This is a genomic window from Paenibacillus melissococcoides (assembly GCA_944800085.1).
Lineage (GTDB): Bacteria > Bacillota > Bacilli > Paenibacillales > Paenibacillaceae > Paenibacillus_B > Paenibacillus_B melissococcoides.
On sequence record CALYLO010000003.1, the window covers coordinates 413,884 to 437,745 of the forward strand.

The following is a 23,862-nucleotide window of genomic DNA, read 5'->3' on the forward strand; positions in this document are numbered from 1 at the left end:
TGTGCGGTGAAAGTCGCATGCACGGTGTGGAGGTGGGGAAAAGGTGGCGAGCTATTCAAAGCCTTACCTATACCTATTCAGGTGACCAATCTGATCCCGACGGGAGTCGAGCCGCATGACTGGACGCCGAAGAGCCGGGATTTGCAGAATGCTTCCAAGGCGCAGCTGCTGCTCGTGAACGGAGCCGGATTCGAAGGCTGGCTGCCTGATTTCCAAAAGGGGCTGGACGCCGGCTCGAAGGTGAAGACCATCGAGGTCAGCGATGGAATCACGCTGATAAAGGCGAGCGAAGAGGAAGAGGAGCACGGGGAAGAAGCGCATCACGAGGGCGAGCATGCACATGAGGACGATCATGGACATGACCATGGCGATATCGATCCGCATACGTGGATCAGTCCCAAGTCTGCGCTCATTATGGTGGAGAACGTGAAGAACGCGCTCGTGGATGCCGATCCGGAGCATCGCGCCGACTATGAGAAGAATTATGAGCAGTTGAAAGCGAAGCTGGCTTCCATTGATGAGGAATATACGTCGAAGCTGAAAAACGTGGCGAAGCGCGATATCGTCGTATCGCACCAGGCGTTCGGTTACTTGGCGCGGGATTATGATCTTCGCCAGCATGCGATTATGGGCATTTCTCCGGATGCGGAGCCGCGCGCGCAGGATTTGCTGAATCTGGCGAAGCTGGTGCAGGAGAAGCAATTGAAATATGTATTTTTCGAGGAACTGGTATCCGATCAACTGGCCCAGACGCTGGCTTCGGAAGCGAAGGTCGACACGCTCGTCTTGAATCCGCTGGAAGGCTTGACGCAGGAACAGGAAGCGGCGGGCGATAATTATTTGACGCTCATGGAACGCAACTTGCAAAATCTCCTTCTCGCGTTACAATAAGAAGGATACATTCCGGCGCGGGCGGCGAGCCGGCCGGGAGGATAAGGAAGAGAGATGACAAGAACAATGCACGTAACCGATCCCTGCCACGGGCAGGTCATAACGTTGGATCATGTCGGTTTTGACTATGAAGGGCAGAAGGTCTTCGAGAATGTGAATTTCACGGTGAGAGAACGGGACTTCGTCGGGGTTATCGGAGCAAACGGGGCAGGCAAGACGACGCTGCTGCGCTTAATGGTAGGCTTGCTCCGGCCTACCGCCGGGGAAGTGAAGCTGTTCGGCACGCCGATTCAGCGCTTCAAGCAGTGGGAACGCGTAGGCTATGTTCCGCAAAAAAATTCGTTCAATCCGCTGTTCCCTGCCACGGTCATGGAGGTGGTGCAGTCCGGGATGTATAACCGGAGACGCATGTTCCGCAGGCTGTCGAAGCAAGAAATCAGCCAATGCGTCGATGCGATGGCTGCGATGCGGATCGAGAATCTGGCTCACAAAAAAATCGGGCAGCTCTCCGGGGGACAGCAGCAGCGCGTCTTTTTGGCCCGGGCGATGGTGAACAAGCCGGACTTGATGATTTTGGACGAACCGACCGTCGGCATCGATGCCGGCACGCAGAAGGAATTTTTCAGCCTGCTGCAGCATTTGCATGCGCATCACCGGATGACCTTCGTCATGGTCTCCCACGATCTGGACCTGGTGAATTCGTGGCTTGGCGACGAGCCGGCCGGCACCTGCGGGAACTTCCACTTCTATGTGAAGCACTCTCATGAGGCGGAATGTCTGGAGCCGGGTTTGACGCATGGCGTTATCGTCTGAATGCCGCTGCGGCATGCGGCTAGCAAATGATGTGAAGGGGTCGGTATAGATTGGATATTATATTTTCGGAATTTTTCCAGAGAGCCCTTATCGGCGGTCTGTTCATCGGGATTACCGGACCGCTGATGGGGATGTTTCTCGTGCTGCGCCGGCTGTCCATGATCGGGGATACCTTGGCCCATGTCACGATTGCCGGGGTGGCGCTCGGATTTTTGCTGGGCATCTATCCGCTCGCGATGGGTGTCGTCTTCGCCCTGCTGGGGGCGGTGGCGATCGAGCGGCTTCGCAAGGCGTATAAGACGTATGCGGAGCTGTCGATAGCCGTTATCATGTCGGGCGGCGTCGCGTTGGCCTCGCTCTTTTTCACGCTGGGACGAAGCTTCAACGCGAACGTGACCAATTATTTATTCGGCAGCATCTATACGCTGAACGGCACGGATCTGACGGTGGTCGGAGCCGTGACGGTCATTGTCGTTGTTTTTATGCTTATTTTTTTCAAGGAAATGTTCATGCTGACCTTCGATGAGGATGCGGCCGCGGTGAACGGGCTTCCGGTCCGCTGGTTGAATATCGCCGTGACCGTGCTGACGGCGCTTGTCATCAGCGTGGCGATTAAGATCGTCGGCGCCTTGCTCGTATCGGCGCTCTTGACGATTCCGGTCGCGACCAGCCTGCTCCTCGCCAAGAGCTTCAAAAGGGCGGTCATCGTCTCCGTGCTCGTGTCGGAATCCGCCGTCATCGCCGGGCTGCTCATGGCAGGCGTGTGGAACCTGGCGCCCGGAGCGACGATTGTATTACTATTGATTGCCATGTTAATATTAACCTTAGTGATACGCCGGGGGGTAAAGGTATAGGTCTGTCGGCATGGCGGTCTTCCGCTGCATGCAGGCGTTCCGTCACCCTGGCGCGCGAACTAGGGAGGAGGCGGTCAACATGTCGGATGTAACGGTCTGGGTTGCCTTTTGGGCAGGAGTCATATCATTTATTTCCCCGTGCTGCTTGCCGTTGTATCCCACGTTCCTTTCAATTATAACGGGCATGTCCGTCAATCAATTGAAAGAAGAGCGCAACAAGCGGGTCGTTCGCTGGAAGACGATGACGCATACGCTGTTTTTCATTCTTGGGGTCAGCGTCGTTTTTTATACGCTGGGGTTGAGCGCGACCTTCCTCGGATCATTCCTGGCCGAATACCGGGATACGGTCCGTCAAGTGTCGGCGATTATCATTATCGCGATGGGGCTTGTCATTATGGGCGTCTTCCGCCCGCAGCTCCTGATGAAAGAATGGAAGTTCGACGTGGCGCGCAAGGGAGGCTACCTCGGATCGTTCTTGTTCGGGATGGGCTTCTCGGCGGGATGGTCCCCCTGCGTGGGGCCAATTCTTGGCGCGATTTTCACCTTGTCGGCTTCTCAGCCGAGCCTGGGCATCGTCATGACGACGGCCTACTGCATCGGCTTCGGGCTGCCGTTTTTCATTCTGTCGTTTTTCATCGGATCGGCGCGCTTACTGCTCCGCTATTCGAACGCCATGATGAAGTTCGGCGGCGCGGTAATGATCATCATGGGCGTGCTGCTGTTTACGGATCATTTGAACCAGATTAATATTTGGCTGCAGCAGATTACGCCGGATTGGCTCAAGCGGCTTACATAGGAGCGGCATCTTTTCAAGGAACTGGATGCGGCCCATCAGAGAACCGGGCATGCTTTCTCCCGATGGAGAGGGCATGCCCGGTTTGTTGTTGTTCGCGCCCGGAATCCGGCTTACGTGAAATTCAAAACGCGGGAAGCAGGGAAGTATTCGCCGATTCGCCCGGTGATGAATTCCTTCAACCGGTTCGCCCGCTCATCCGGATAGACATATTTCCCTTGTCCCCAGCGGCCCCACTTATATTTGCGCTCCGCGATATTCATCTGAAGCTTGCTCTTCGGATAGCGCTTTTCGATGACGGAGCGGAGCTTGCCGAAGGGTTGATCGGCCATCCGCTCGATCAGGTCGTACAGGCTCCCGGTAATATGCTCGATGCTCAGCGGATCCGAGGTACAGGACGCTTCGAAGCGCGTAATCTCCGGCTTCCGCTCCTCAATGCAGCGCACGGCCGTTGCCCATATGTCATCCGTGTTGACATACACCCGGATATAGGGCTTGGCGCCATGCGTCATCTGCAGATAGCAATAATGGCAGTGGCCGCTGCCCGGTTAGTATGCGTCATTTTGAGGCGGAACCGCTTGGAAAAAAGCCGTATTTCCCTGCGATGGTTGAACTTGCTTACATGAACATGGTACACTATCTTATGGATATTGTTAGCGATCGTGGATGAAATGAGGGACGCTTGATGCCTACGCCAAGCATGGAAGATTATTTGGAACGCATTTATAAGCTGATTGATGAGAAAGGGTACGCCCGTGTATCGGATATTGCGGAAGGGCTGGAGGTACATCCATCTTCCGTCACGAAGATGATTCAGAAGCTGGATAAGGATCAATATCTGATCTATGAGAAATACCGCGGGCTCGTGCTGACGAGCAAAGGCAAAAAAATCGGCAAACGGCTTGTGGACCGCCACCATCTGCTGGAGGAATTCCTGGAGATGATCGGCGTGCAGCATGAGAACATCTACACGGATGTGGAAGGAATCGAGCATCACTTGAGCTGGGATTCCATTACGTGCATCGAGGCGCTTGTCGAATATTTCAAGCGTGACCCCGAGCGTATCAAGGATCTCGCCGGCGTGCGCGGCGAATTGGAGAACGAATCTTCGTAAAAACATCTGTTTCGAGAGAAACAGATGTTTTGTTTTGCGCGTCTAATAGAGTAGGGCTTGAATACTTGAATAATTGACCAAGCCTGGAATATCAGATGCAAGGGAGAGAGAGGATTCATGACAATCTGGAGACGCCTCCTGTCGGGAACGATGGCGGCGCTGCTGTTCGGGGGCGGATTGGCGGCGCCTGCGCAGGCAACGGCGAACGACATTGCGATTTATCTCGATCAGAAGAGGCTGGTCACGGACGTGGCGCCTTATCTGGTGCCGGGGAAGAACGTAACGATGCTTCCGTTCCGGGCCGTCGGGGAAGCGGTCGGTGCGACGGTAGGCTGGGACAAGAGCAAGCAGGAAGTGGAGTTCCGCAAGGATGACACCGTCATCCAGCTCACGATTGGCAGCGATACGGCGCTCGTCAACGGGGAGAAGGTGGAACTGGACGCGGGAGCGCAGATGCGGGACAGCCGGACGATGGTGCCGCTGCGCTTCATCGGGGAGAACACGGGCCTGACCGTCAATTGGAATCAGCAGGAGCGAAGGGTGAACCTGTTTACGGGCGAGGCAGGCTCACAAGGAAATACAGGTTCGCAAGGCAATGCTGGAGCGGAAGAAGAAATACATACCGAGGGCTTGAGAGGCACTTGGATTTCCACCGTATATAACATTGACTGGCCGGCCGATCCCCGCAAAGGGGCGAACCCGGAGCAGCAGAAGAAGCAATATTCCGATATGCTAGACAAGCTTCAGGGTATGGGGTTAAACGCGGTCTTCGTTCAGGTGAGACCGACATCGGACGCCTTCTTCCCTTCGAAGCTTCTTCCGTGGTCGGAATGGCTGACGGGCAAGCAGGGGCAGGATCCGGGCTATGATCCGCTCGCTTATATGATCGAGGAGACGCACCGGCGGGGAATGGAGTTCCATGCCTGGTTCAATCCGTTCCGGATCAGCGTCCAGGGAGACATCGCCAAGCTGGCCGCCGATCACCCGGCGAAGCAGCATCCGGATTGGGTCGTCAAGCATGGCGGCAAGCTGATGTATGATCCGGGCGTGCCGGAAGCGCGTCAGTTCATTATCGATACGATTATGGAAGTGGTGAACGGATACGATATCGACGGGGTCCATCTGGATGATTACTTCTATCCGTACGGACAGGATGCCGAGCCTTTCCTTGACGACGCTTCCTATAAAGCGTATAACAAAGTATTCAACAACAAAGGCGATTGGCGGCGCAACAATGTCAATCAATTCATTCAACAATTGAATGAGGAGATTAAGGCGAGCAAGGCGAAAATCCGCTTCGGGGTCAGCCCGTTCGGGGTATGGCGCAACTCGACGCTCGATCCGACGGGCTCGTTAACCACGGCGGGCTACAACAGCTACGACGATCTGTACGCCGATGTGCGCACCTGGATCAAGAACGGCTGGATCGATTACATCGCTCCGCAAGTCTATTGGCATATCGGCTACAAAGCGGCTTCTTATGATACGCTCGTCGACTGGTGGGTAAAGGAGACGGCAGGCACCGGCGTCGATCTGTATATCGGGCATGCCGCCTACAAGCTGGCGGACGCGAAGGAAAAGGATTGGTCCAGCGCCGACGTGCTTATCCGCCAACTGGACTACAACAAGCAATATGACAGCGTGGCCGGCAGCATTTTCTTCAGCGCCAAGGATTTGCTGAACAACACGAAGGATGTGGCTGCGCGGCTGAAGCAATATTATGAGCAATAACAACACCGCACTTATATAACCCATCATATCCGCCCTCTTCCGCGCATACATAACAGTAATACGATCCGCGTATGCGCCGGAAGGGGGTATTCCCTCTATGAAAATCAATGCTGTTTTTGAAGGCGGCGGCGTCAAAGGCATTTCGTTGGCCGGAGCGGTGCAGGCCGCCGAGAACTACGGGTTTTCCTTCCATCGCGTGGCCGGAACTTCTTCGGGTTCCGTCGTGGCCGCGCTCATCGCTGCAGGCTACTCGGCGGAAGAGATGCGCCAGTTCATGATGGAGATGCCATTCTCCTCCTTCTTGCAGCGCGCTCCGATTTTTCAAATCAAATGGATTGGACCGGCCATGCGGCTGCTGCTGAAAAAAGGCTTGTATTCCGGAGAACGGCTTGAATACTGGATCCATCAGCGGCTGCTGGAAAAAGGGGTCCGCACCTTCGGGGACATCAAGCCCGGCCGGCTGCGCATCATCGCCTCGGATATTTCCAACGGCCGGCTGCTCGTGCTTCCCGACGATATGAAGCAGTACGGAATCGATCCGAACCGGTTTCTCGTCAGCCGAGCCGTGCGGATGAGCACCAGCATTCCGTATTTTTTTGATCCCGTCATCATCCGCCAATCCTTCCAATCGGCCGTCCGCAAAAACAAGCCATTCAACAAACAGTTCTCGTATATCGTCGATGGAGGCTTATTGAGCAATTTTCCGCTATGGCTGTTCGATGAGGACGCGGCGGGCGGGGGCAATAACTGCATTCCGACGATCGGATTCCAGATGGTAGGGAAGAAGGAGAATCACCCGCACCGGATCGGCGGCCTGCTGTCGATGCTGCAAGCGATTTTCGGCACGATGATGTCCGCTCATGATCAGCGGTATATCGAGAAGCACAACCAGTACCGGACCATCAAAATTCCGACGCTTGGCATCGGCACGACCGATTTCGCTCTCACGCTGGAGCAGAGCATGGCGTTGTTCGCCTCCGGGCTGGAAGCGGGCATCGAGTTCTTTAAAGACTGGGATTTCGGAAAGTATAAAGAGATGTTCAAAGCTTTTCATAGCCAGGTTCATAAAATATAGACAAATAGCGCTCCGCGGTTTATGCGGAAACGCTATTTCGGGCAGGTCTTGAATTCGTGGAAGAAGCGAACGGGCGTAAGACAGGTTATTGATAAATGGACGCGTTACGGGAAAGAGATGCCATCGCTGCCGGGATCTGCCGGTGATTCCTCCGGCACGGGATCGGTTTTCAACGACACGGTATTTTGCGAGCCGTTCCAGTAGATCTCGATGCTATACATTTGGCACAGCTCCCGCAGCGGAATCAATATCTCCCCGTCCTCTAATAGAGGCTGTTTTTTTTTAAAATTGACATTTTTGCCGTTGATCTGGACATAAACCTCATTCTTCTTTTTTTTCTTCGCATACCCGCCATCGCTAAGCAGCTTGATTAGCTCCTCGGGCGTCTGCTTGGTCGTTCCCGCATTGAAGCGGAAGGCGTTGCGATCTTCCCGGCCGGTCATTCCCGGTTTGATGGTGAAGGAGAGCTCAATGTTCAGCGTTTTAAGTACACGTAGCACATCTTGGTTATAAGCTCCGTATGGGAAGGCGACGATGCTGCGCGTGTTGCCCAGCTCTTCCCGGAGCCGCTTCTCGGCAGTGGCCAGGTCTCTGGTAATGCGGCCGATATATTCCTCGTCGGTCTCGACTCGATCCCGGTCCTTCAAGTACAGATGGCGGCTCAGCATCGGTTTCTCCTTGCCTTTGGCGTTGATCGGTCCTTGGCGATGGGAGTTGTATGTATGACTATAGAAGCTCATGCCGGCTTTTTTCATTTCTCGCATCTGATCCCACGTCAGCTTCGGCTTGCCGGTCTGGTTGTCTATGCTGGCGACAATGACGAAGTTCGTGGCGGTGTAGCCGAATTTCTGCAATATCGGAAAGGCGTGCGTATAGAACGTCTCGTAGCCGTCATCGAAGGTAAGCAGCACGGCATTATCCGGAATCGCGGACCCTGCCGTCATAAAGTCAATATATTCACCCATGCTGATGACGTGAAATCCCCGTTCCTTAAGCAGCTTCATCTGCTCCTCGAATTGGTCGACGGGCAGCAGGTGAGGCTTCTTCTTATCCGGTTGGTCGACGAGCTGATGGTACATCAATACGGCAACCTGGTTCGAATAGTAGACGGAAGATGACGCCGGCGGGGAATATTCCTCGATTGACATCCCCAATTCCTTCCAGATCTGATCGGAGGATGCCCGGACCATCAGAGTTCCTTCGTCCACGACAACAGAGACGGGCTTCTCCAGCTTCTGTCCATTTATCATAAACGCAACCTCCTTCACGCTTCGGTTCAGGCCGCAGCCTTGCAGCACCACGAATAAAGATAGAAGCGCAAGCGCGATTTTTACAGGGTATAATAAGCGGGCTTTCATCAATAAATCCTCCTTTGTTCATCTCATAACGAGATTGTAGATGGAGGATCTTAATGATCTTGTTAGTCAAAGCTTAACGAATGCTTATCGATCGCGAAATATTTACCATCTTCCTTAAAGATCCCTTAATAAAGGACCAAATAAGGAACCAAAAAACTCCGCCCCGCATCAGATCGGGACGGAGTATTCAGGGTCAGCCGCTCGCGGCGACTCCCTGTCCTGGCTTGCTCTTTTTCCGTGGAGGCGTGCTCCCGAAGATAACCCAGGATTGGGGCACGAAGCGCACCGTCAGGGAGACCGTAATCCAGGACAAGATAAGCGCCGACAAGAATCCGCCGGCATACCACATATGCAAGAGCGGCGATTTCGATGTATGCGGCGGGAAGTTGCGATAGACGAATAAAAAGAACGGATGAATCAAATAAATGCCGAATGAGATTTCCCCGAGACGATGCATTCCGTTAACGAGCCACGGCCAAGCATGACGCCGAAGCAGAAACGCGATCTGAAATGCCATAATCGCGAAAGTATAGGTATGAACATTCCACATCAATTCATACAAGAGCGAATTATAGTTGGCGCCGTACAACCGAGTCGTGTGCCAGATGTACACATGTCCGAGTCCGGCGCATAACCCGACCGTCCACAAGGCGATCCAGGACATGATCCGCGGCGCGGTCGCATTTTCCCGGCTGATGATGAGCCAGCTCTTCAGCTTCGGATAGTAGATGCCCAGGAAGGCGCCCAACATGAAGTAGGACATATACGCGAGCGACCAGCTCCCTTTGTTCGGCACCTGAAGCGCGTATTTATTAAGCAGGATGAAGCCCCATTGTATGGCCAGTCCGATGGGAATGCTCCACTTGACGATAGACGGCTTCCGCTTGAACAGCCACAGGCAAATCGGGAACAGCAGATAGAATTGGATGCTGATGAAGACGAAGTATAGATGCGTATACGCCTTGCCTGTTGCCAACTGACTGAAAAATTTGATAAGCGTCTCGTCCAGGGCACGATCCCGGTAATGAGTAAAATGCAAGATGACGAAGTAAAATACCGAAAATAAACAATACGGAATGATAATGTACTTCAGCCGTTTTTTGTAGAAATTGCCGATAAGCTGCGAGTCCAAAGGCCTCGAAAAGTAATTGTAGAACAGCACGAAGCTGCTCAGAAATAAAAATGTCGGTGTCCCAATCTTCATAAATATATTCATGAAGCTGTACATCCAGTAAAAGTTGGAATCCTTCATCTGCAGCGTCGCAAATGACGTCGAGTGGACGGACAGGACTCCGATGATCGCCATCGCGCGTACTAGCTGCACCTCGGACAGCTTTTCACGTCCGGTTGCCATGATGTCATACCTCCCATGCGAAATATCTATAAGAAGATGTTCAAGCAGGCCCATAAATCAGGTTCTCTGGAACATTCCCTATCAACGATTATAAAATATGTATCTTATGAAAACGGATCGGAAATCCTTATTATCTTCTTAAGAGAAGGCGCCGGCGGGTCAGGCGCATGGGAAGCGAGTCGTAAATGTCGTCTTGTTGCGATCGCTTGTAGCCGAGATCTTCCCGCCGTGAACCTCGATAATGCTCTTCGTAATCGCCAATCCCAAGCCGGTTCCGCCGGTCTCCTTGGAGCGGGACTGCTCCGCCCGATAGAAGCGGTCGAAAATATACGGCAGATCCCTCTCCGAAATCGGCTCGCCGTAATTGGTCACCTTCACATAGATCTGCTCCTCTTCTTTGCCGAGCTCGATATCGACATACTTGCCGGCCTTCCCGTACTGGATCGCATTCGAGATCAGATTCTCATAGGATCGGACGAGGCGGTCTCCATCCGCCATAATGTACAGCGGCTCGGAAGGGGCGTTGATGCGGCACATCATGCCGGCTTTCTCAAGACTCGGCACGAATTCCTCCGCCAGCTGCCGGATGAAGTTGGTCATGTCCAGCTCGGTCAATTCGAGAGGAAGTCCGTTGTTGATGCGCGTGAATTCGAACAGATCGTCGATCAAATACTTCAAGCTTACTGCTTTCTCATAGGCGATATTGACATAGTACCGCAGCTCGACTTCATCGTGATACCTATCGTTTTCGATCAGCTCAAGGAAGCCGAGAATCGATGTCAGCGGGGTGCGCAGGTCATGCGAGACGCCCGTAATCAGGTCGTTCTTCGTCTTCTCGGCATTGCGCTCTTCCTGGATCGAGTGGTACAGTTGGGCGCTCATATGATTGATGCTCTCGGCCACCAGACCGAGATCGTTCGCAGGCTTGACCGGAATGACGTGCTCGAATTGCCCCTTGGCGATCTCCTGCAGTCCGAACGTAATTTCTTGCAAATAGCTGTTCAATTCTTCAGACAACGCGTTGATCCGATAGGCGATCGATCCGATTTCATCCGACGACTTGACCGGAATGACATAATCGAATTGTCCCTTGGCAATCTCCTGAAGCCCATCTGTAATCTCGTTCAGATAACGGATGATGGGACGGCTGAACAGAAAATAAAACAAGATAAACGACACGATACCGGTCACGATCATAATCGGCTTGGAGCCGATATTGTTCACCGCCCAGATGAGCAGTCCGTTGTAGGGCGGCTCTAACAGCAAGTACCCGGCCAGCAAGCGGCCAAGCAGCATGATGAATGCGGTTAGGCTCACGCTTCCCAGGAACACGAGCAGGAACTTCCAGCGGACGGTACGGATGAGGTTGGCGCTTTTCGGTTTTGCCATGCATGACACTCCTATCGCATCCGAATTTTACAGGGACTCCATCTTATAGCCAATGCCCCATACGGTTTTAATGAATCTCGGATTTTGGCTGTCTTTTTCGATTTTCTCGCGAATTTTACGAATATGGACCATGACGGTGTTTTTGGATTCCATGAACGGTTCGTTCCATACTTCCTGATATATCTTCTCCATGCTCAATACGATCCCCCGATTCACCGCCAGCAGCTTCAGAATCGCGAATTCGCGCGGAGTCAGCTTCACGGGCACATCATCGACGGTCACCGAGTGCGTCGCAAAATTAATGACGAGATCGTCGATCTGGATCTCATTCTCATCCGCCGGGCGCGCCGTATTGAACTGCTTGTAGCGGCGGAGCTGGGACTTGACTCGGGCAATGAGGACGAGCGGGTTGAACGGCTTGGTGACGTAATCGTCCGCTCCGATGCTGAGGCCTGCGATTTTGTCGATATCCTGGCTCTTGGCCGACAGCATAATAATCGGGGTATTGTTCTGCTCCCTTATTTTCATGCAGGCCTGAATCCCGTCCATCTTCGGCATCATGACATCCAATATAATCAGATCGACCTTATGGTTCTGAAGCAATTCGAGCGCGGCCAGGCCGTTTGGCGCTTTCAGCAGCTCATACCCTTCGTTTTTCAAATAGATTTCCATAAGCTCAATAATTTCTTTTTCATCGTCTACCAATAGAATGGTCTCTTTCGGCATCAGACTGACTCCTTTGCAGTGTAGGTACGATTGTGGGCTGTGACACGTCCCGCTGGCGGCGAAGCGGCGGGACATGCTTCAAGACGCCCCGGGCATACCGCCCGGCAGCGTCTTGATCGCGCCAATCCACCGAATTTTATTCTCTCTATATAGGATGCGCGTAACTGCGCAAGAACGCAACCCTATTCTTTGGCTTCCGGTATCGGCAGGAAGAGCATGTGAATCGGAAGGTTGCTTCCGGAGGCCAGGACGAAGGTCAGACGAACCGTCTCCTCCCGATCGCCTGTCCGGTGCAGAATGCCGACTTCTTCCGGACTGGTAAGGATGCTTCCGTCCACCATATTGACGACTTTGCCGTTCACGAGGAAGGCGCCTGCATAATGTCCGCCGCGCGCGTTCAGCCCGACAACGGTGTGCGGGGCAACCTGGAGCTCCATATCATAGAGTACCCCGGTGTTCCCGATATTGGTCTCCTCCAGGCCGGTGACGCGATCGGAGCCGGTTACGAACGTATCGAGATCGTTGTCTCCGATAATCATCCGCTGCGGCTTGGCGCCAAGCACCTGATTGACGTGGAACGTGCGGTTCCCTTCGGGGAAGGTTCCGCGCACATGCTTGCCGTCCCGAGCCAGCTTGGGAAGCTCCGGCAGCGCTTCGATCGGATCCTTGTCCGGATCCAGGATGACAACCGAGAATTCAAGTTCCTGGTCCGTATGAATTTCGGAATAGGATGTCATCGTCAGTCCGCCCTTCATCGGAGATTTGCTGATCTCGGGCAGGACTACGACCGTCTCGCCGACCGGCACCTTCATCGTCCGGATCGGTTCGGACTTGGCGAGAGAGTCCAGGAACCGCGACACAGCGGTTTTTCCGCTGGTCGATACATACTTGGTCGGACCGCCCATCCCGAAGGCGTTGAGCGTGACATTGGCATCGGATGTGCCATGATTCGTCGCCAGCAAGTATACGGATATATCTTGCTGCGAGCGGTTCTGATTGTGAATGTTAATCCGGAAGCTTCCCGAGAGCGTATCCTGGTAACCGATGCCTTCCTCCCCATACAGATGCTCGGGGCTATTGCTGCGGACGAAGGTCATTGGACTGGTCGTCGTCGTATAAGTGACCGCATCATAGACAAGCACGTCGTTGCGGTCAACCGGAAATTTGCTTCCGGGTTCAGCGTAGAGAAGCCCGTGCTCCGTCGGTGTATACAGGGACTCATTGGTTACGGTAATCTTCTGAGTTATCGTATCGCTCTTGCCGTGCTCGTTCTCGACCCGAAGCGTCACTTCATGCTCCCCGGGTTCGAAGAAGGCGGGCGCTTTGCCTGTCCAGGTTCGCTTCACGATCTCGCTGTGCTCGTCCTCGCTCAAATCCTCATACCGGATATTTTCGCCCATTCGATAGACGGACTTGTCCGTTTTGAAATTGGCGGCCGGAGGGGAGGGCTCGGCGATGATTTCTTTCCAGGCCAGCGTATATTTCGAGCCGGATACCTTCAATTGGCTCTCCGTGATGTCGGCCCATGTGCGAAGCGGCACCATCAGGCTGCCTTTCTGGCTGAAAATCTCTCCTGCCGCTTCCACTTCGTTTCCGTTTACGCTAATCGTTGTCGCGCCCGCTTTGAAGCGAAGCGTCAGCTCTTCTTTGCTGGCTACCGTTTCCTTGGTATCGGCATCGTAGGTTACCGAGAATCCATAGAGGAGCGCGACGCTCTTCAGCGGAATATAAGCCAGATTGTCCTTGTCGACAACGGGCTGATCGGCGATGAGCTCTTGACCATTATGAGACATATTGGCTTTCTCGGCTGTTAAAGCAAGCATATGGCTTGCTTCGGCGGCTTGTGCGGCGGCGAATGGAAATAATAGCTGCCAAGCCAGAACCGTACTGAATACGATAAGTTTCACACTACCTGATTTGTTGCGTTTCATCAAGAACACTCCTTCTCTCTTAGGGGGTAAAATGCGTGTCGGATAATTGTTAAATAATTATTCCAGAGCCTTTTACGTACAATTAAGGAAAAAAGTTGCGCATCCAACTGACGCTTGTGCGCGAAGGAGGGGAGCCGTGCGGAATGGAGAAAAAGAAGCGTTACGGTCTGATTGTACAGGGAGACGATTGGCAATGCATCAATTCGACACATTATTTTATGGAATATTAATGAAATGTTAAGAAATAAAAAAGGAAGCGCCATGGCGAGCGCTTCCGTTCCGCTACTTCGTATTCTTCTTGTTATCCTTCGGCTTGCTTCCTTCAATGACCCGCAGGTTGGCCTGCGACCGGGGCCGGATCCGCTTAGGCTGCCGGTTCGCGTTGCCCTTCGCCTTGGCTTCCGTTTGGGCCGACTTCTTGATTTTGGGGGCGGCTGATTTCTTCGGTCCCAGCTTATAGAGTAGGAATACCGCTGCAATCAGCACGGCGGGAATGAGCAACGATGCGATCCCTCTTTGCAGGGCAGAGTACAATACGCCGAGCCCGGCCAACGCCAGGATTACAGCCAGAGCCCATCTTGGAAATGCGCCCATATTATCATTCCTTTCGCCTGTTGTCTTCTTCCGCAGAAGCCGATGCTGCTCAGGAGGCCGCTTTCTTCGCCGTCAGCTCCTGATCCAACTCGCGCATCCGGTTGAACGAAGCGATGGATACTTCTACTTGATCGTCGGTCGGCTGCTTCGTCGTCAGCAGCTGCAGCCACAGACCGGGGTAACCGAGCCAGCGCAGCACGGGAACCTCTCTCAGCGCATTGGTCAGGCGGAGGAACTCATAAGCTACGCCCATGACGACAGGGATAAGCAGGAGCCGGGGATAAATCCGTTCCCATAAATTATCATATGGGATGAAGGAGTAAATGACGACACCCACAATGACCGATAAAATGATAAAGCTGCTTCCGCAGCGGTAATGAAGCGTGCTGAACTTCTGCACGTTCTGAACCGTCAGCTCCAGCCCTGCTTCATAGGCGCTGATCACCTTGTGTTCCGCGCCATGATATTGGAACAATCTTCGGATAATCGGCGTCTTGGCGATCAGCCACAAGTAGGCAAGCAGGAAAATGATTTTAATAATTCCTTCAATCAGCGTATGAATGACCCGATTATCGAATGCTTTTCCGAATAAAAATTGCTCGATGACCACGGGAACGGCGGTAAAGATGACCTTGCTGAAAATAAGCGACAGTACGCCGACGGCCGCGACCCCGATAATCATGACGAGATTCCATTTGCCATCGTCTTTGATTTGTTCAGCCGCCTCCTCGCCTTCCTCGTCCTCGGCATACTTTTCCGCCGCATAAGTCAAATGCTGGTATCCCTTGCCGCTCGCATCCAACAGACTGACGAACCCGCGGATAAAGGGAATCTTCTTCAAAGCGGTAAGCCATGGCTTGTCCTCGCGCGGAACTTCATAAAAAGTAATTTCCTTATTTTTACGGCGGACCGCTGTCACATTGACATGCTTGCCAGCGAACATGACGCCTTCGATCACGGCCTGCCCGCCATAAATTGACCGGTTTTGCTGTTCAGACAAATTCGTTCACCATCCTCATGTATTGAAAAAACAGTTGTGCAGTCAGTACTAATGTATTAGGAATGTTATATTATTGTAACGAATTTCAACAGCGTTTTCCACATCATGATTTTGCGGAACGCTGTAATCTCCCTTCCTCGATTGGTGCATACTACCGCATATATGTTGTCTGAGGAAAGGAGAGCAATCGATATGAACGAACGCCAAACCCGCATGCAGCAGAAGCGGACGAATCCGTTCACGTTCGGCGTGATGACCGGTTTTTTTGCCGGATTGATATGGGGGAGCCTGCATTGGCTCGGCTATATTTTTAGCTTTACCATTATCGTGCCGGGATTTTTGGTCGAGCCGTTTTACAAGCATGCCTATTTGACCACGGTGGACGGCCAGCTTCTCGGCTTGGGCTCATTCATCGTCTTCTCGATTCTGGCGGCGCTGCTGTATGTGCTTCTGCTCCGCAAAGTGCCTGGGCCTTGGGCAGGCGTCATCTTCGGCCTGGTGTGGTGGGTTATTCTGTTCGTCGCTCCCGGACCGCTGCTGGGCCTGGTTCCGCCGGTGCGGCACACGACATGGAATACGATATGGACGGAATCATGCACGATGCTGCTGTGGGGCCTGTTCATCGGCTACACCGTGGCGACGGAATTCAATGAAGAGCGGGAGCGCGAACCGGAAGATACCGATCAATCCGGTGCGTCTGGAGAACGGCAGGATACGCCGGGCAATGGTGAGAATGACGGCGGCGGGGATGCATCCGACGACCGCTCGCAGCCTCAGCCTGTCATGTAATCCGCCGGCAGGGGGAAAGTGAGCTTCTCCTTTGCGGTTACGCTTCTCATTTGCCGCTTCGTATGTTAAAATACGTGAGGATTCTCATGTAATCGTGTACGGGGAAAGGGGTGTGCGGCTTGGCTTCCTATCTGGTATTGAACGGACCGAATCTGAACATGCTCGGTATTCGCGAGCCCGGAGTCTATGGAGACGAGTCGTTGGCGGCGATAGAGGGCAGGCTGACGAGGATGGCGGAGGAATGGGGCGTCCGCCTGGAGACCTTCCAGAGTAATCATGAAGGCGAGCTGATCGACCGGATCCATGCCGCTTACGGCACGCATGACGGCATTCTCATTAATCCGGGCGCGCTGACGCATTACAGCTATGCGCTGCGCGACGCGATTAGCGCCATGAACATCCCGACAGTGGAAGTCCATATGTCGAACATACATAAAAGGGAAGCCTTCCGGCATGTATCGGTAACCGCACCGGTTGTCCTCGGTCAGATTGCGGGATTCGGATCGAGGTCCTATGAGTTGGGCCTAATTGCGCTTCATCAGGCCGTAAGCGACTCGAAGCGGGAAAAATCGGGCGGGCCCGAATAACGGATTGACAATAGTCCATGTCAGGAGATGATGAGAATGAGTCAACACCGCATTACTCGATTGAGAGAAGCGATGGAAGCTCGCGGCTTGGAAGCACTGCTAGTGACCAGTGCGGTGAACCGGCGCTATTTGACCGGATTTACCGGATCTTCAGGCTACGTATTCATTACAGCCGATCGGGCGGTTTTAATGACGGATTTCCGTTACACGACGCAAGCATCGGATCAGGCGAAGCATATGCAAGTGGTGGAGCACGCGCCGAGAATAACCGACACGCTGAAGCAGCTGCTGTCGGAGGCCGGCTTGACTCGAATCGGCTTCGAGCAGGAGCATGTGACCTATTCCACCTATGCCGCTTACAGCGCGCAGCTGCAAGGGATCGAGATGGTTCCGGCCGGCAGACTGGTCGAAGATCTGCGGATGATCAAGGATGCGGAAGAACTGGCCGTGTTGAGGGAAGCGGCCCAACTGGCCGACCAAACCTTCAGTCACATTCTTGGCTTCATCAAGCCGGGCGTGCGGGAGAAGGATCTCGCATTGGAAATGGAATTCTTCATGCGCAAGCATGGGGCCACGTCCAGCTCGTTCGATACGATCGTCGCTTCCGGGGAGCGTTCGGCGCTTCCGCACGGCGTGGCGAGCGAACGGGTCATTCAAGGCAACGAATTCATAAAATTTGATTTCGGCGCATTGTACAACGGCTACTGTTCCGATCTGACACGGACTGTCGTTCTCGGCACTCCGTCGGATAAGCACCGGGACATTTATAATATTGTACTGGAAGCGCAGCTCAATGCGCTGGCTCACATCCGTCCAGGCATGACGGGACGGGAAGCCGACGCGTTGGCGCGCGATATTATCAAGCGCCATGGATATGGCGATCAGTTCGGACACAGCACCGGGCACGGCGTAGGCATGGAAATCCATGAAATGCCTCGTCTTGCTTCATCGTCCGATGACGTGCTCACCCCGGGCATGACGGTAACGGTCGAGCCGGGCATCTATTTGCCGGGCTTCGGCGGTGTGCGCATTGAGGATGATATTGTCATTACGGACAGCGGTATTGAGATTATTACTCAATCGACCAAGGAACTGCTCGTATTGGACATGTAGTCGGACAGGATTGAGAGCCACAAGGATCTGCTCCGTCCAAGGAATCTGGGTTGCATAATTGTAGGAGGGAATCAAGCGAATGATATCAGTTAACGATTTTAAGACAGGATTGACAGTTGAAGTGGACGGAGATATTTTTACGGTCCTCGATTTCCAGCATGTGAAGCCGGGTAAGGGCGCCGCTTTCGTGCGTTCCAAGCTGAAAAACCTTCGTAACGGCAACACCGTGGAAAAAACGTTCCGCGCGGGCGAGACGCTTGCGAAGGCGCAAATCGATAACCGCGAAGTACAGTACCTATACAACAGCGGCGATGAATATACATTCATGGATAATGAGACCTATGATCAGTTCAACCTGTCGAAGGATCAGCTCGAATGGGAGCTGAACTTCCTCAAAGACAACATGGTCGTTCATATCGTCAGCTACCAAGGCGAGATTATCGGCATCAATCTCCCGAACAGCGTTGAGCTGAAAGTCGTCGAGACCGAGCCGGGCGTTAAGGGCAACACAGCAACGGGCGCAACCAAAAACGCGACCCTGGAAACCGGCCTCAACGTTCAAGTGCCGCTGTTCATCAACGAAGGCGACGTCCTTCTCATCGACACGCGCGAAGGCAAGTACATCTCCCGCGCCTAATTAGCGGATGTACGAATCGGATCCGCATAGCCCCGGAAGCAGGTCGCTTCCGGGGCTATTTTCTATGCCTGGGGAGTGATGTACCTTGGGAGTACCGTTCGCATGGAGTACATACCTTCGCAGCCTTATGATAAGTATCCCGGTAGCTCAGTAAGGGAGGCACGGTGACCGTAAACACTAGTTGAGATGATACGAAAATATTGTCTGCCATGGCCGTAAACTAAGCTAGGATGACATGAAAATATGTCTGCCATGGCCGTAAACTTAAGCTAGGATGACATGAAAATATGTCTGCCATGGATGGTCCTAGGCCTGCGATGGCCAGAAACTCGCTCTAACATTTCCATCAAATTTACTGAGATGAGGGATGCTGAGATCGTGAATAACGATGTCCAGCTCGGGAGACTTGGATCTTTCCATTTTTCTTTTATGCGCAATATCCCGGTCCCTCAGGAGCCCCGTTGTTAGGAAGGCCACACTCACTCGCCTTTGTCTCCTTTGTCTCGTTATCCCGATAACTCAGGAAAGCTTCCGTTGCTAGGAAGCCTAGATGTTGTTATAAACATAAAAACTGTGCAACAAAAAAATGAGGCTAATTACACTTCGGTTCCCCTAACAATGTACCAAAAGCAGAGAGCGGAATCAGTCCAGCCGGCATGTATCCTCTCAACTTACTGTGTCGATTTATTTAGGCAGCCATAAAATAGCCGTTGCGGCTTCTAGAGGAGGCTGCTCTCCATAAGTATCGGCGTCTTGCCCCATTGTCGGCACAGCATATCGCCGCCAAGGGTTCCCACCCGATCGTCTGGCGGGCAGCAGCATTTTCACGGTAACAAAATTCATCCAGATAATGCTGTAAATACTTGCCGCTTATCCCGCGGAACGTATCGCATAACCAACGCTGTGCACGCCGGAATACAGCATAGAGCGGACTGTTATGCTTAACCCGAAAACGCTGGCGGATAATGGAGATCATAGACTCCGATGCAGAGACATGTTCTGAAATAAAGTGATCGCGGCCGCAAGGAAGCAGCAGTTTGCCAGACATATGCTGCCGCTTAACCTGCTTCATTTTATATTGCCGTTCCGCTCCATTGGAATCGAGCGAGGCAGCTACAATTAGCGGCTGCTCGCGCGGACCGAGATCGACATTGGGGTAATTGCGCGGGCCATTATAGGCAATAAAGCCAAGCACACGATGATCAAGCCGTTCTTGTTCATCGGCACAGCTAATCGCTATACGAATTTTATGCAGCATCGCCCATGCTGTTTTGTAGGTCACCTTAATGATGGAGCTCAGCCGAACTGCATTAATTCCTGTAGCGGGATGAGAGACGAGCCATATCGCAGCTATCCATTTCCGCAGGGAGGTCCGGCTTCCTTCCAGGATCGTCCCGGCAGTCAGGGACGTCTGATGATGGCAGTCGGTACATTCATACAGAGGAAGCCGCCGTGTCCGGATCGCATACGCGCGGGCATGCCGGCAGTTCGGACATCGAAACCCGTTGGGCCATTTCAACCTAAACAGGGCAGGAATGCATGATTCTTCAGTAGGGAATTGCTTCATTAACTCTTCCAACGTGTCAACATTCGACCAGCCATTCATCCCGGTAGCCTCCTCCAAATACAACGAATACAAACAAATGTTCTTGTTTTGATTATACCAAACATATGTTTCCATATCAAGTATGAAAGTGGGATTTGAGGTGCTTAAGAGTTCCAATAAATTCGTAATTTGATTGTGGGATACCCGCTAATTTTGGCGCCCGTCAAAAATGCTTCCGTTCATTATCCCGTCATTATGCTGACCCTTCATTATAAGGAAACGATTTTTAACAGTTTGGAGTCGGCCTGACCGCTTGGGAGATTTGTTGTACGGAAGTTGAGACGCCTGAGTGGCTGGGATATTGAACATAAGGCCTTAAGTGATGAACCTAGAGCATTAGGGAATCTTCCTTTACGGGATGGGTACTGGATGAGGCGAGGTTGCTGGGCACCATGGAGACTCGCTCGCGAGAGTTGGATGTTGAAGCTTTACTTGAACAATCGGGCGACTCGCGTAAGGAGATTCAAGCACCCTGAGGGAGCATCGGGGAGATTCACTGAAAGCATGTCGGACCAAAGCTGAATGTATGGGAGCATCAGCATTGCAGGGGCCGAGATGGAGAGCCGCAGGAAGCAGAGAAAGCTACTAGAATAAGAGAAAACTACTGAAAGTATAGAAAGCTGCTGTAAGCAGAGAAAACAATTGAAAGCAAAGAAAGCTCCTGAGCGAGGGGGATCATCTTCATAAGGTCGTGAGCACAGTTTCTTATCAATTGTCTCAATCCGAACGAATTCGAATACAGGGCTTCAAGTCGTCCGTGATTGTTGTATTTTTTTCTTCCATCGGCCCAAAAACGTGCTATAATATGCAATTAATGATTGATACAGTCCATTTAGGGTGGGAGTGAGTCAGCGTGGCACTATACGTTATGAAGTTCGGAGGCAGCTCCGTCGGGACGGTCGAACGGATGAAGCGGGTTGCCGAACGGATCGTAGAGAAAAAATTAGAAGGCCACCAATGTGTTGTCGTTGTGTCCGCTATGGGGGATACGACGGATGATTTGATTGATCGAGCGAAAAGTATAAACGATCAACTGCCGCCCCGTGAGATGGACATGCTGCTGACTACGGGCGAGCAAATCTCGGTGTCTCTGCTGTCGATAGCCATTCAAAAGCTGGGCCATGCGTCCATCTCGATGACCGGATGGCAAGCGGGTTTCCGGACGGACGCCACGCATGGAAAGGCGCGAATTAAGGACATTGCTCCGGAGCGTGTGCAGGCGGCGCTGCAAGCGGGGAACATTGTCATCGTCGCCGGCTTCCAAGGCATGACCGAGGACGGAGAGATTACGACCCTCGGACGCGGCGGATCCGACACGACGGCGGTCGCGCTGGCTGCGGCAATTGAAGCCGATGTGTGCGAAATCTATACGGATGTTGACGGAATCTATTCTACCGATCCGAGAATCGTGCGCCGCGCGCGCAAACTGAAGGAGATTTCATACGATGAAATGCTGGAGCTGGCCAATCTTGGCGCGGCGGTTCTTCATCCCCGGGCTGTAGAATATGCGAAACATAACAAGGTCTGTCTCGTCGTCCGATCAAGCTTCAATTACAATGAAGGGACCTATGTGAAGGAGGAAGCGAAGATGGAGCAAGGGGTGGTCGTTAGCGGCATCGCCTATGACAAAAATGTGGCACGCATCAGTGTTCTCGGCGTAGCCGATCTTCCGGGGGTGCTCGCCCGCATGTTCGGCGCGCTCGCCGATGAGCAAATCGATGTCGATATCATCGTTCAGAGCGGGGTAACGAACGGGGAAGCCGATTTCTCGTTCACGACGGCGCTGCATGACCGTGACCGCGCTGTTCAGGTTCTGGAGAACATCCGGATCGAAGTTCCTTACCGCGAAGTGACCTCTGAAGCCGACCTGGTCAAAATCTCCATCGTCGGCGCAGGCATGGTCAGCCACCCTGGCGTCGCGGCGCAAATGTTCCGCGTCATCTCGGAGACGGGCGTCAGCATTAAAATGGTAAGCACATCCGAGATCAAAGTTTCCTGCGTCGTGTCCAACGCCAAGCTGAATGAAATTATTACTGCTCTTCACACATCCTACGGGCTGGATGCCGTCGAGGAAGCGTTCGTCGGCGGACCGAAAGAACGAAGATAAATAAGGGAAGATATGAATAAGATAAGCCGGTCCGCAAGGGCCGGCTTGTTGTTATGCGTCATAAGAGGCGGGGGAAGCGGCTAGAACTTATCGATAATCCATCGGCTAATGGCCAACAGCAAGGCCGTTATTCCGGCCGCCATCAGCGGTCCCACAGGCACGCCTCGCAAGAGGACGATCCCGATCAGAGAGCCGGCAACGAGGCCGACGATCATCTGAGGATCATTTTTCAGCAGTTCCAGGCCCCGACCGTTCATGGACGTGGCTATGGCCCCGCCGGCCAACGCGATAATTCCCGGCCAGGATGTGAGCGTGCTCCACAGATGTTCGGCCGTTATCCGCTCGGCGGCGAAGGGGACAAGCACGGCTATCGTCAGGAACAACAGCCCCAATTCCAGTCCTCTCCGCTCGATGGCAGGCAGATACCGTTCCAGATGTACGAGCTTGACGATAAGCAGGATGCATGCCGCCGTCGTAATGATTGGGGAACGGCTGACCAGTCCGACAACAATGAGTATAACCAGTACCAACTCGCCATTCATGATTATTGCTCCTCGACAAGAAAAGTTTGTCCGTCCAATTGATCAACAGGGGACGCAGTGAACATCCTCTATTTACTGTATGAACAAGCCCTCTTCGTTTAGAACAATGATCATTCATGAACATGCGCGCCCTATGTCGCAAACGGAAGCATCATCTGCTGAGTCCACACCGGAACGACCGATACCGTGTCGATGCCGGCGCAGTATTCGACATCCTTGGCGTATCCTAGCTTGGCAAGGCGCATCCCGCCGGAGCAGCGGAGCAGCGCAGCCGTAATTTCTCCTGCATGGTGTCGGTAGGCGCTGACAAGAATGCTTCCGAGGTCATTCGTGCGAATCTCCTGTTCCTGGCTGGCAAGCCGGAACAGCTCGGCGACGATGAGACCGGCGCACAGGCCGTCCTCGAAGGCGAATTCATCCTGCATGCCGGCGCATAATACCGCAATGTCCTTGCGAAGTTGATAGGCGGTGCGCGCGCATTCCGACGCATTCAGGAAGCCGCCGGCCAAGATGACGTCGGCCTTCGACGCCTTGTGGATCGCCCGCGTCCCGTTCGATGTCGTCAGCACGACACGCTTCCCGTACACGCTCTCGCCCATATATTCGAACGGAGAATTGCCGGCATCGAAGCCCGGAATTTTTTTGCAGTTGCGTTCGCCTCCCGTAATGTCCCCGTCACAGGCAGCCTGCTTGGCCTGCTGCACCGTTTCGACCGGCAGAATGCCGGATGCCCCGTGCGCCAGCGCCGTAATGATGGTGCTCGTCGCCCGAAGCACGTCGATGACGATGACCGTCCGGTTCTCCAGTTCAATCGACCTTGCCTCATTGACGCTAGCTATGACATCGACCTGCATAGTT

The 23,862-nt window shown here is 53.2% G+C and carries 22 protein-coding genes and 1 pseudogene; 12 read left to right on the forward strand and 11 right to left on the reverse strand.

Annotated elements, in window-relative coordinates; all coding sequences use genetic code 11:
- The first annotated feature begins 24 nt into the window (after positions 1-24).
- The 4 genes from OCY70_RS13525 to OCY70_RS13540 all read left to right on the forward strand — a co-directional run bounded on the left by OCY70_RS13525 (position 25) and on the right by OCY70_RS13540 (position 3,354).
- Positions 25-891 (forward strand): metal ABC transporter solute-binding protein, Zn/Mn family, encoded by an 867-nt coding sequence (locus OCY70_RS13525; protein WP_249724882.1) that lies wholly within the window; start codon positions 25-27, stop codon positions 889-891.
- Positions 892-945: 54 nt separating this feature from the next.
- Positions 946-1,704 carry a metal ABC transporter ATP-binding protein gene (locus OCY70_RS13530; protein WP_249724874.1) on the forward strand — a complete coding sequence of 253 codons (759 nt, stop codon included), beginning with the start codon at positions 946-948 and terminating at the stop codon, positions 1,702-1,704.
- A gap of 50 nt (positions 1,705-1,754) precedes the next feature.
- Complete coding sequence (locus OCY70_RS13535) at positions 1,755-2,558, forward strand: metal ABC transporter permease (protein ID WP_197257810.1); 804 nt, start codon at positions 1,755-1,757, stop codon at positions 2,556-2,558.
- 79 nt (positions 2,559-2,637) lie between these two features.
- Positions 2,638-3,354: a cytochrome c biogenesis CcdA family protein gene (locus OCY70_RS13540; RefSeq protein ID WP_213427678.1), complete on the forward strand. Its 717-nt coding sequence runs from the start codon at positions 2,638-2,640 to the stop codon at positions 3,352-3,354.
- A 110-nt stretch (positions 3,355-3,464) separates the two neighbouring features.
- Here the strand turns inward: OCY70_RS13540 and OCY70_RS13545 are convergent.
- Positions 3,465-3,890, reverse strand: a pseudogene (locus OCY70_RS13545) (spore photoproduct lyase family protein); the annotation flags it as partial.
- 146 nt (positions 3,891-4,036) lie between these two features.
- Here OCY70_RS13545 and mntR point away from each other — a divergent pair.
- The 3 genes from mntR (at position 4,037) to OCY70_RS13560 (ending at position 7,271) form a co-directional block, all read left to right on the forward strand.
- Positions 4,037-4,465, forward strand: a complete 429-nt coding sequence (gene mntR / locus OCY70_RS13550; RefSeq protein ID WP_006676725.1) for a transcriptional regulator MntR — start codon at positions 4,037-4,039, stop codon at positions 4,463-4,465.
- Positions 4,466-4,582: 117 nt separating this feature from the next.
- Positions 4,583-6,196 carry a family 10 glycosylhydrolase gene (locus tag OCY70_RS13555; protein ID WP_213427677.1) on the forward strand — a complete coding sequence of 538 codons (1,614 nt, stop codon included), beginning with the start codon at positions 4,583-4,585 and terminating at the stop codon, positions 6,194-6,196.
- Positions 6,197-6,293: 97 nt separating this feature from the next.
- A complete protein-coding gene (locus OCY70_RS13560) occupies positions 6,294-7,271 on the forward strand; it encodes a patatin-like phospholipase family protein (protein ID WP_213427676.1) in 978 nt (325 codons plus the stop codon).
- A 104-nt stretch (positions 7,272-7,375) separates the two neighbouring features.
- On the opposite strand, the gene OCY70_RS13565 is transcribed toward OCY70_RS13560, so the two are convergent.
- The 7 genes from OCY70_RS13565 to OCY70_RS13595 all read right to left on the reverse strand — a co-directional run bounded on the left by OCY70_RS13565 (position 7,376) and on the right by OCY70_RS13595 (position 15,623).
- Entirely contained in the window at positions 7,376-8,629 is a 1,254-nt protein-coding gene (locus tag OCY70_RS13565) for a polysaccharide deacetylase family protein (RefSeq protein ID WP_213427675.1), read from the reverse strand.
- 193 nt (positions 8,630-8,822) lie between these two features.
- Entirely contained in the window at positions 8,823-9,983 is a 1,161-nt protein-coding gene (locus OCY70_RS13570) for an acyltransferase (RefSeq protein WP_213427674.1), read from the reverse strand.
- A gap of 159 nt (positions 9,984-10,142) precedes the next feature.
- A complete protein-coding gene (locus tag OCY70_RS13575) occupies positions 10,143-11,372 on the reverse strand; it encodes a sensor histidine kinase (RefSeq protein ID WP_213427673.1) in 1,230 nt (409 codons plus the stop codon).
- Positions 11,373-11,399: 27 nt separating this feature from the next.
- On the reverse strand, positions 11,400-12,098 hold the full coding sequence (locus OCY70_RS13580; protein ID WP_213427672.1) for a response regulator transcription factor: 699 nt from the start codon (positions 12,096-12,098) through the stop codon (positions 11,400-11,402).
- Between the two features lie 182 nt (positions 12,099-12,280).
- Positions 12,281-14,029: a stalk domain-containing protein gene (locus tag OCY70_RS13585; RefSeq protein WP_213427671.1), complete on the reverse strand. Its 1,749-nt coding sequence runs from the start codon at positions 14,027-14,029 to the stop codon at positions 12,281-12,283.
- A 282-nt stretch (positions 14,030-14,311) separates the two neighbouring features.
- Positions 14,312-14,623, reverse strand: coding sequence for a hypothetical protein (locus OCY70_RS13590; RefSeq protein ID WP_197257828.1), 312 nt, complete (start codon positions 14,621-14,623; stop codon positions 14,312-14,314).
- A 49-nt stretch (positions 14,624-14,672) separates the two neighbouring features.
- Positions 14,673-15,623: a DUF1385 domain-containing protein gene (locus tag OCY70_RS13595; RefSeq protein ID WP_213427670.1), complete on the reverse strand. Its 951-nt coding sequence runs from the start codon at positions 15,621-15,623 to the stop codon at positions 14,673-14,675.
- A 192-nt stretch (positions 15,624-15,815) separates the two neighbouring features.
- On the opposite strand from OCY70_RS13595, the gene OCY70_RS13600 reads away from it, so the two are divergent.
- The 4 genes from OCY70_RS13600 to efp all read left to right on the forward strand — a co-directional run bounded on the left by OCY70_RS13600 (position 15,816) and on the right by efp (position 18,749).
- Complete coding sequence (locus tag OCY70_RS13600; protein WP_213427669.1) at positions 15,816-16,412, forward strand: YqhR family membrane protein; 597 nt, start codon at positions 15,816-15,818, stop codon at positions 16,410-16,412.
- A 119-nt stretch (positions 16,413-16,531) separates the two neighbouring features.
- Positions 16,532-16,999, forward strand: a complete 468-nt coding sequence (gene aroQ, locus OCY70_RS13605) for a type II 3-dehydroquinate dehydratase (protein WP_213427668.1) — start codon at positions 16,532-16,534, stop codon at positions 16,997-16,999.
- Positions 17,000-17,035: 36 nt separating this feature from the next.
- Positions 17,036-18,112, forward strand: a complete 1,077-nt coding sequence (locus tag OCY70_RS13610; RefSeq protein WP_213427667.1) for a M24 family metallopeptidase — start codon at positions 17,036-17,038, stop codon at positions 18,110-18,112.
- A 79-nt stretch (positions 18,113-18,191) separates the two neighbouring features.
- Complete coding sequence (gene efp / locus OCY70_RS13615; protein WP_213427666.1) at positions 18,192-18,749, forward strand: elongation factor P; 558 nt, start codon at positions 18,192-18,194, stop codon at positions 18,747-18,749.
- 688 nt (positions 18,750-19,437) lie between these two features.
- On the opposite strand, the gene OCY70_RS13620 is transcribed toward efp, so the two are convergent.
- Positions 19,438-20,355, reverse strand: coding sequence for a transposase (locus OCY70_RS13620; RefSeq protein WP_213427665.1), 918 nt, complete (start codon positions 20,353-20,355; stop codon positions 19,438-19,440).
- 853 nt (positions 20,356-21,208) lie between these two features.
- On the opposite strand from OCY70_RS13620, the gene OCY70_RS13625 reads away from it, so the two are divergent.
- Positions 21,209-22,462: an aspartate kinase gene (locus OCY70_RS13625; RefSeq protein ID WP_261944903.1), complete on the forward strand. Its 1,254-nt coding sequence runs from the start codon at positions 21,209-21,211 to the stop codon at positions 22,460-22,462.
- A gap of 80 nt (positions 22,463-22,542) precedes the next feature.
- Here OCY70_RS13625 and OCY70_RS13630 read toward each other — a convergent pair whose 3' ends face one another.
- A complete protein-coding gene (locus OCY70_RS13630; RefSeq protein ID WP_213427663.1) occupies positions 22,543-23,004 on the reverse strand; it encodes a DUF441 domain-containing protein in 462 nt (153 codons plus the stop codon).
- A gap of 131 nt (positions 23,005-23,135) precedes the next feature.
- Complete coding sequence (locus tag OCY70_RS13635) at positions 23,136-23,858, reverse strand: 2-phosphosulfolactate phosphatase (RefSeq protein WP_213427662.1); 723 nt, start codon at positions 23,856-23,858, stop codon at positions 23,136-23,138.
- Positions 23,859-23,862 lie beyond the last annotated feature (4 nt).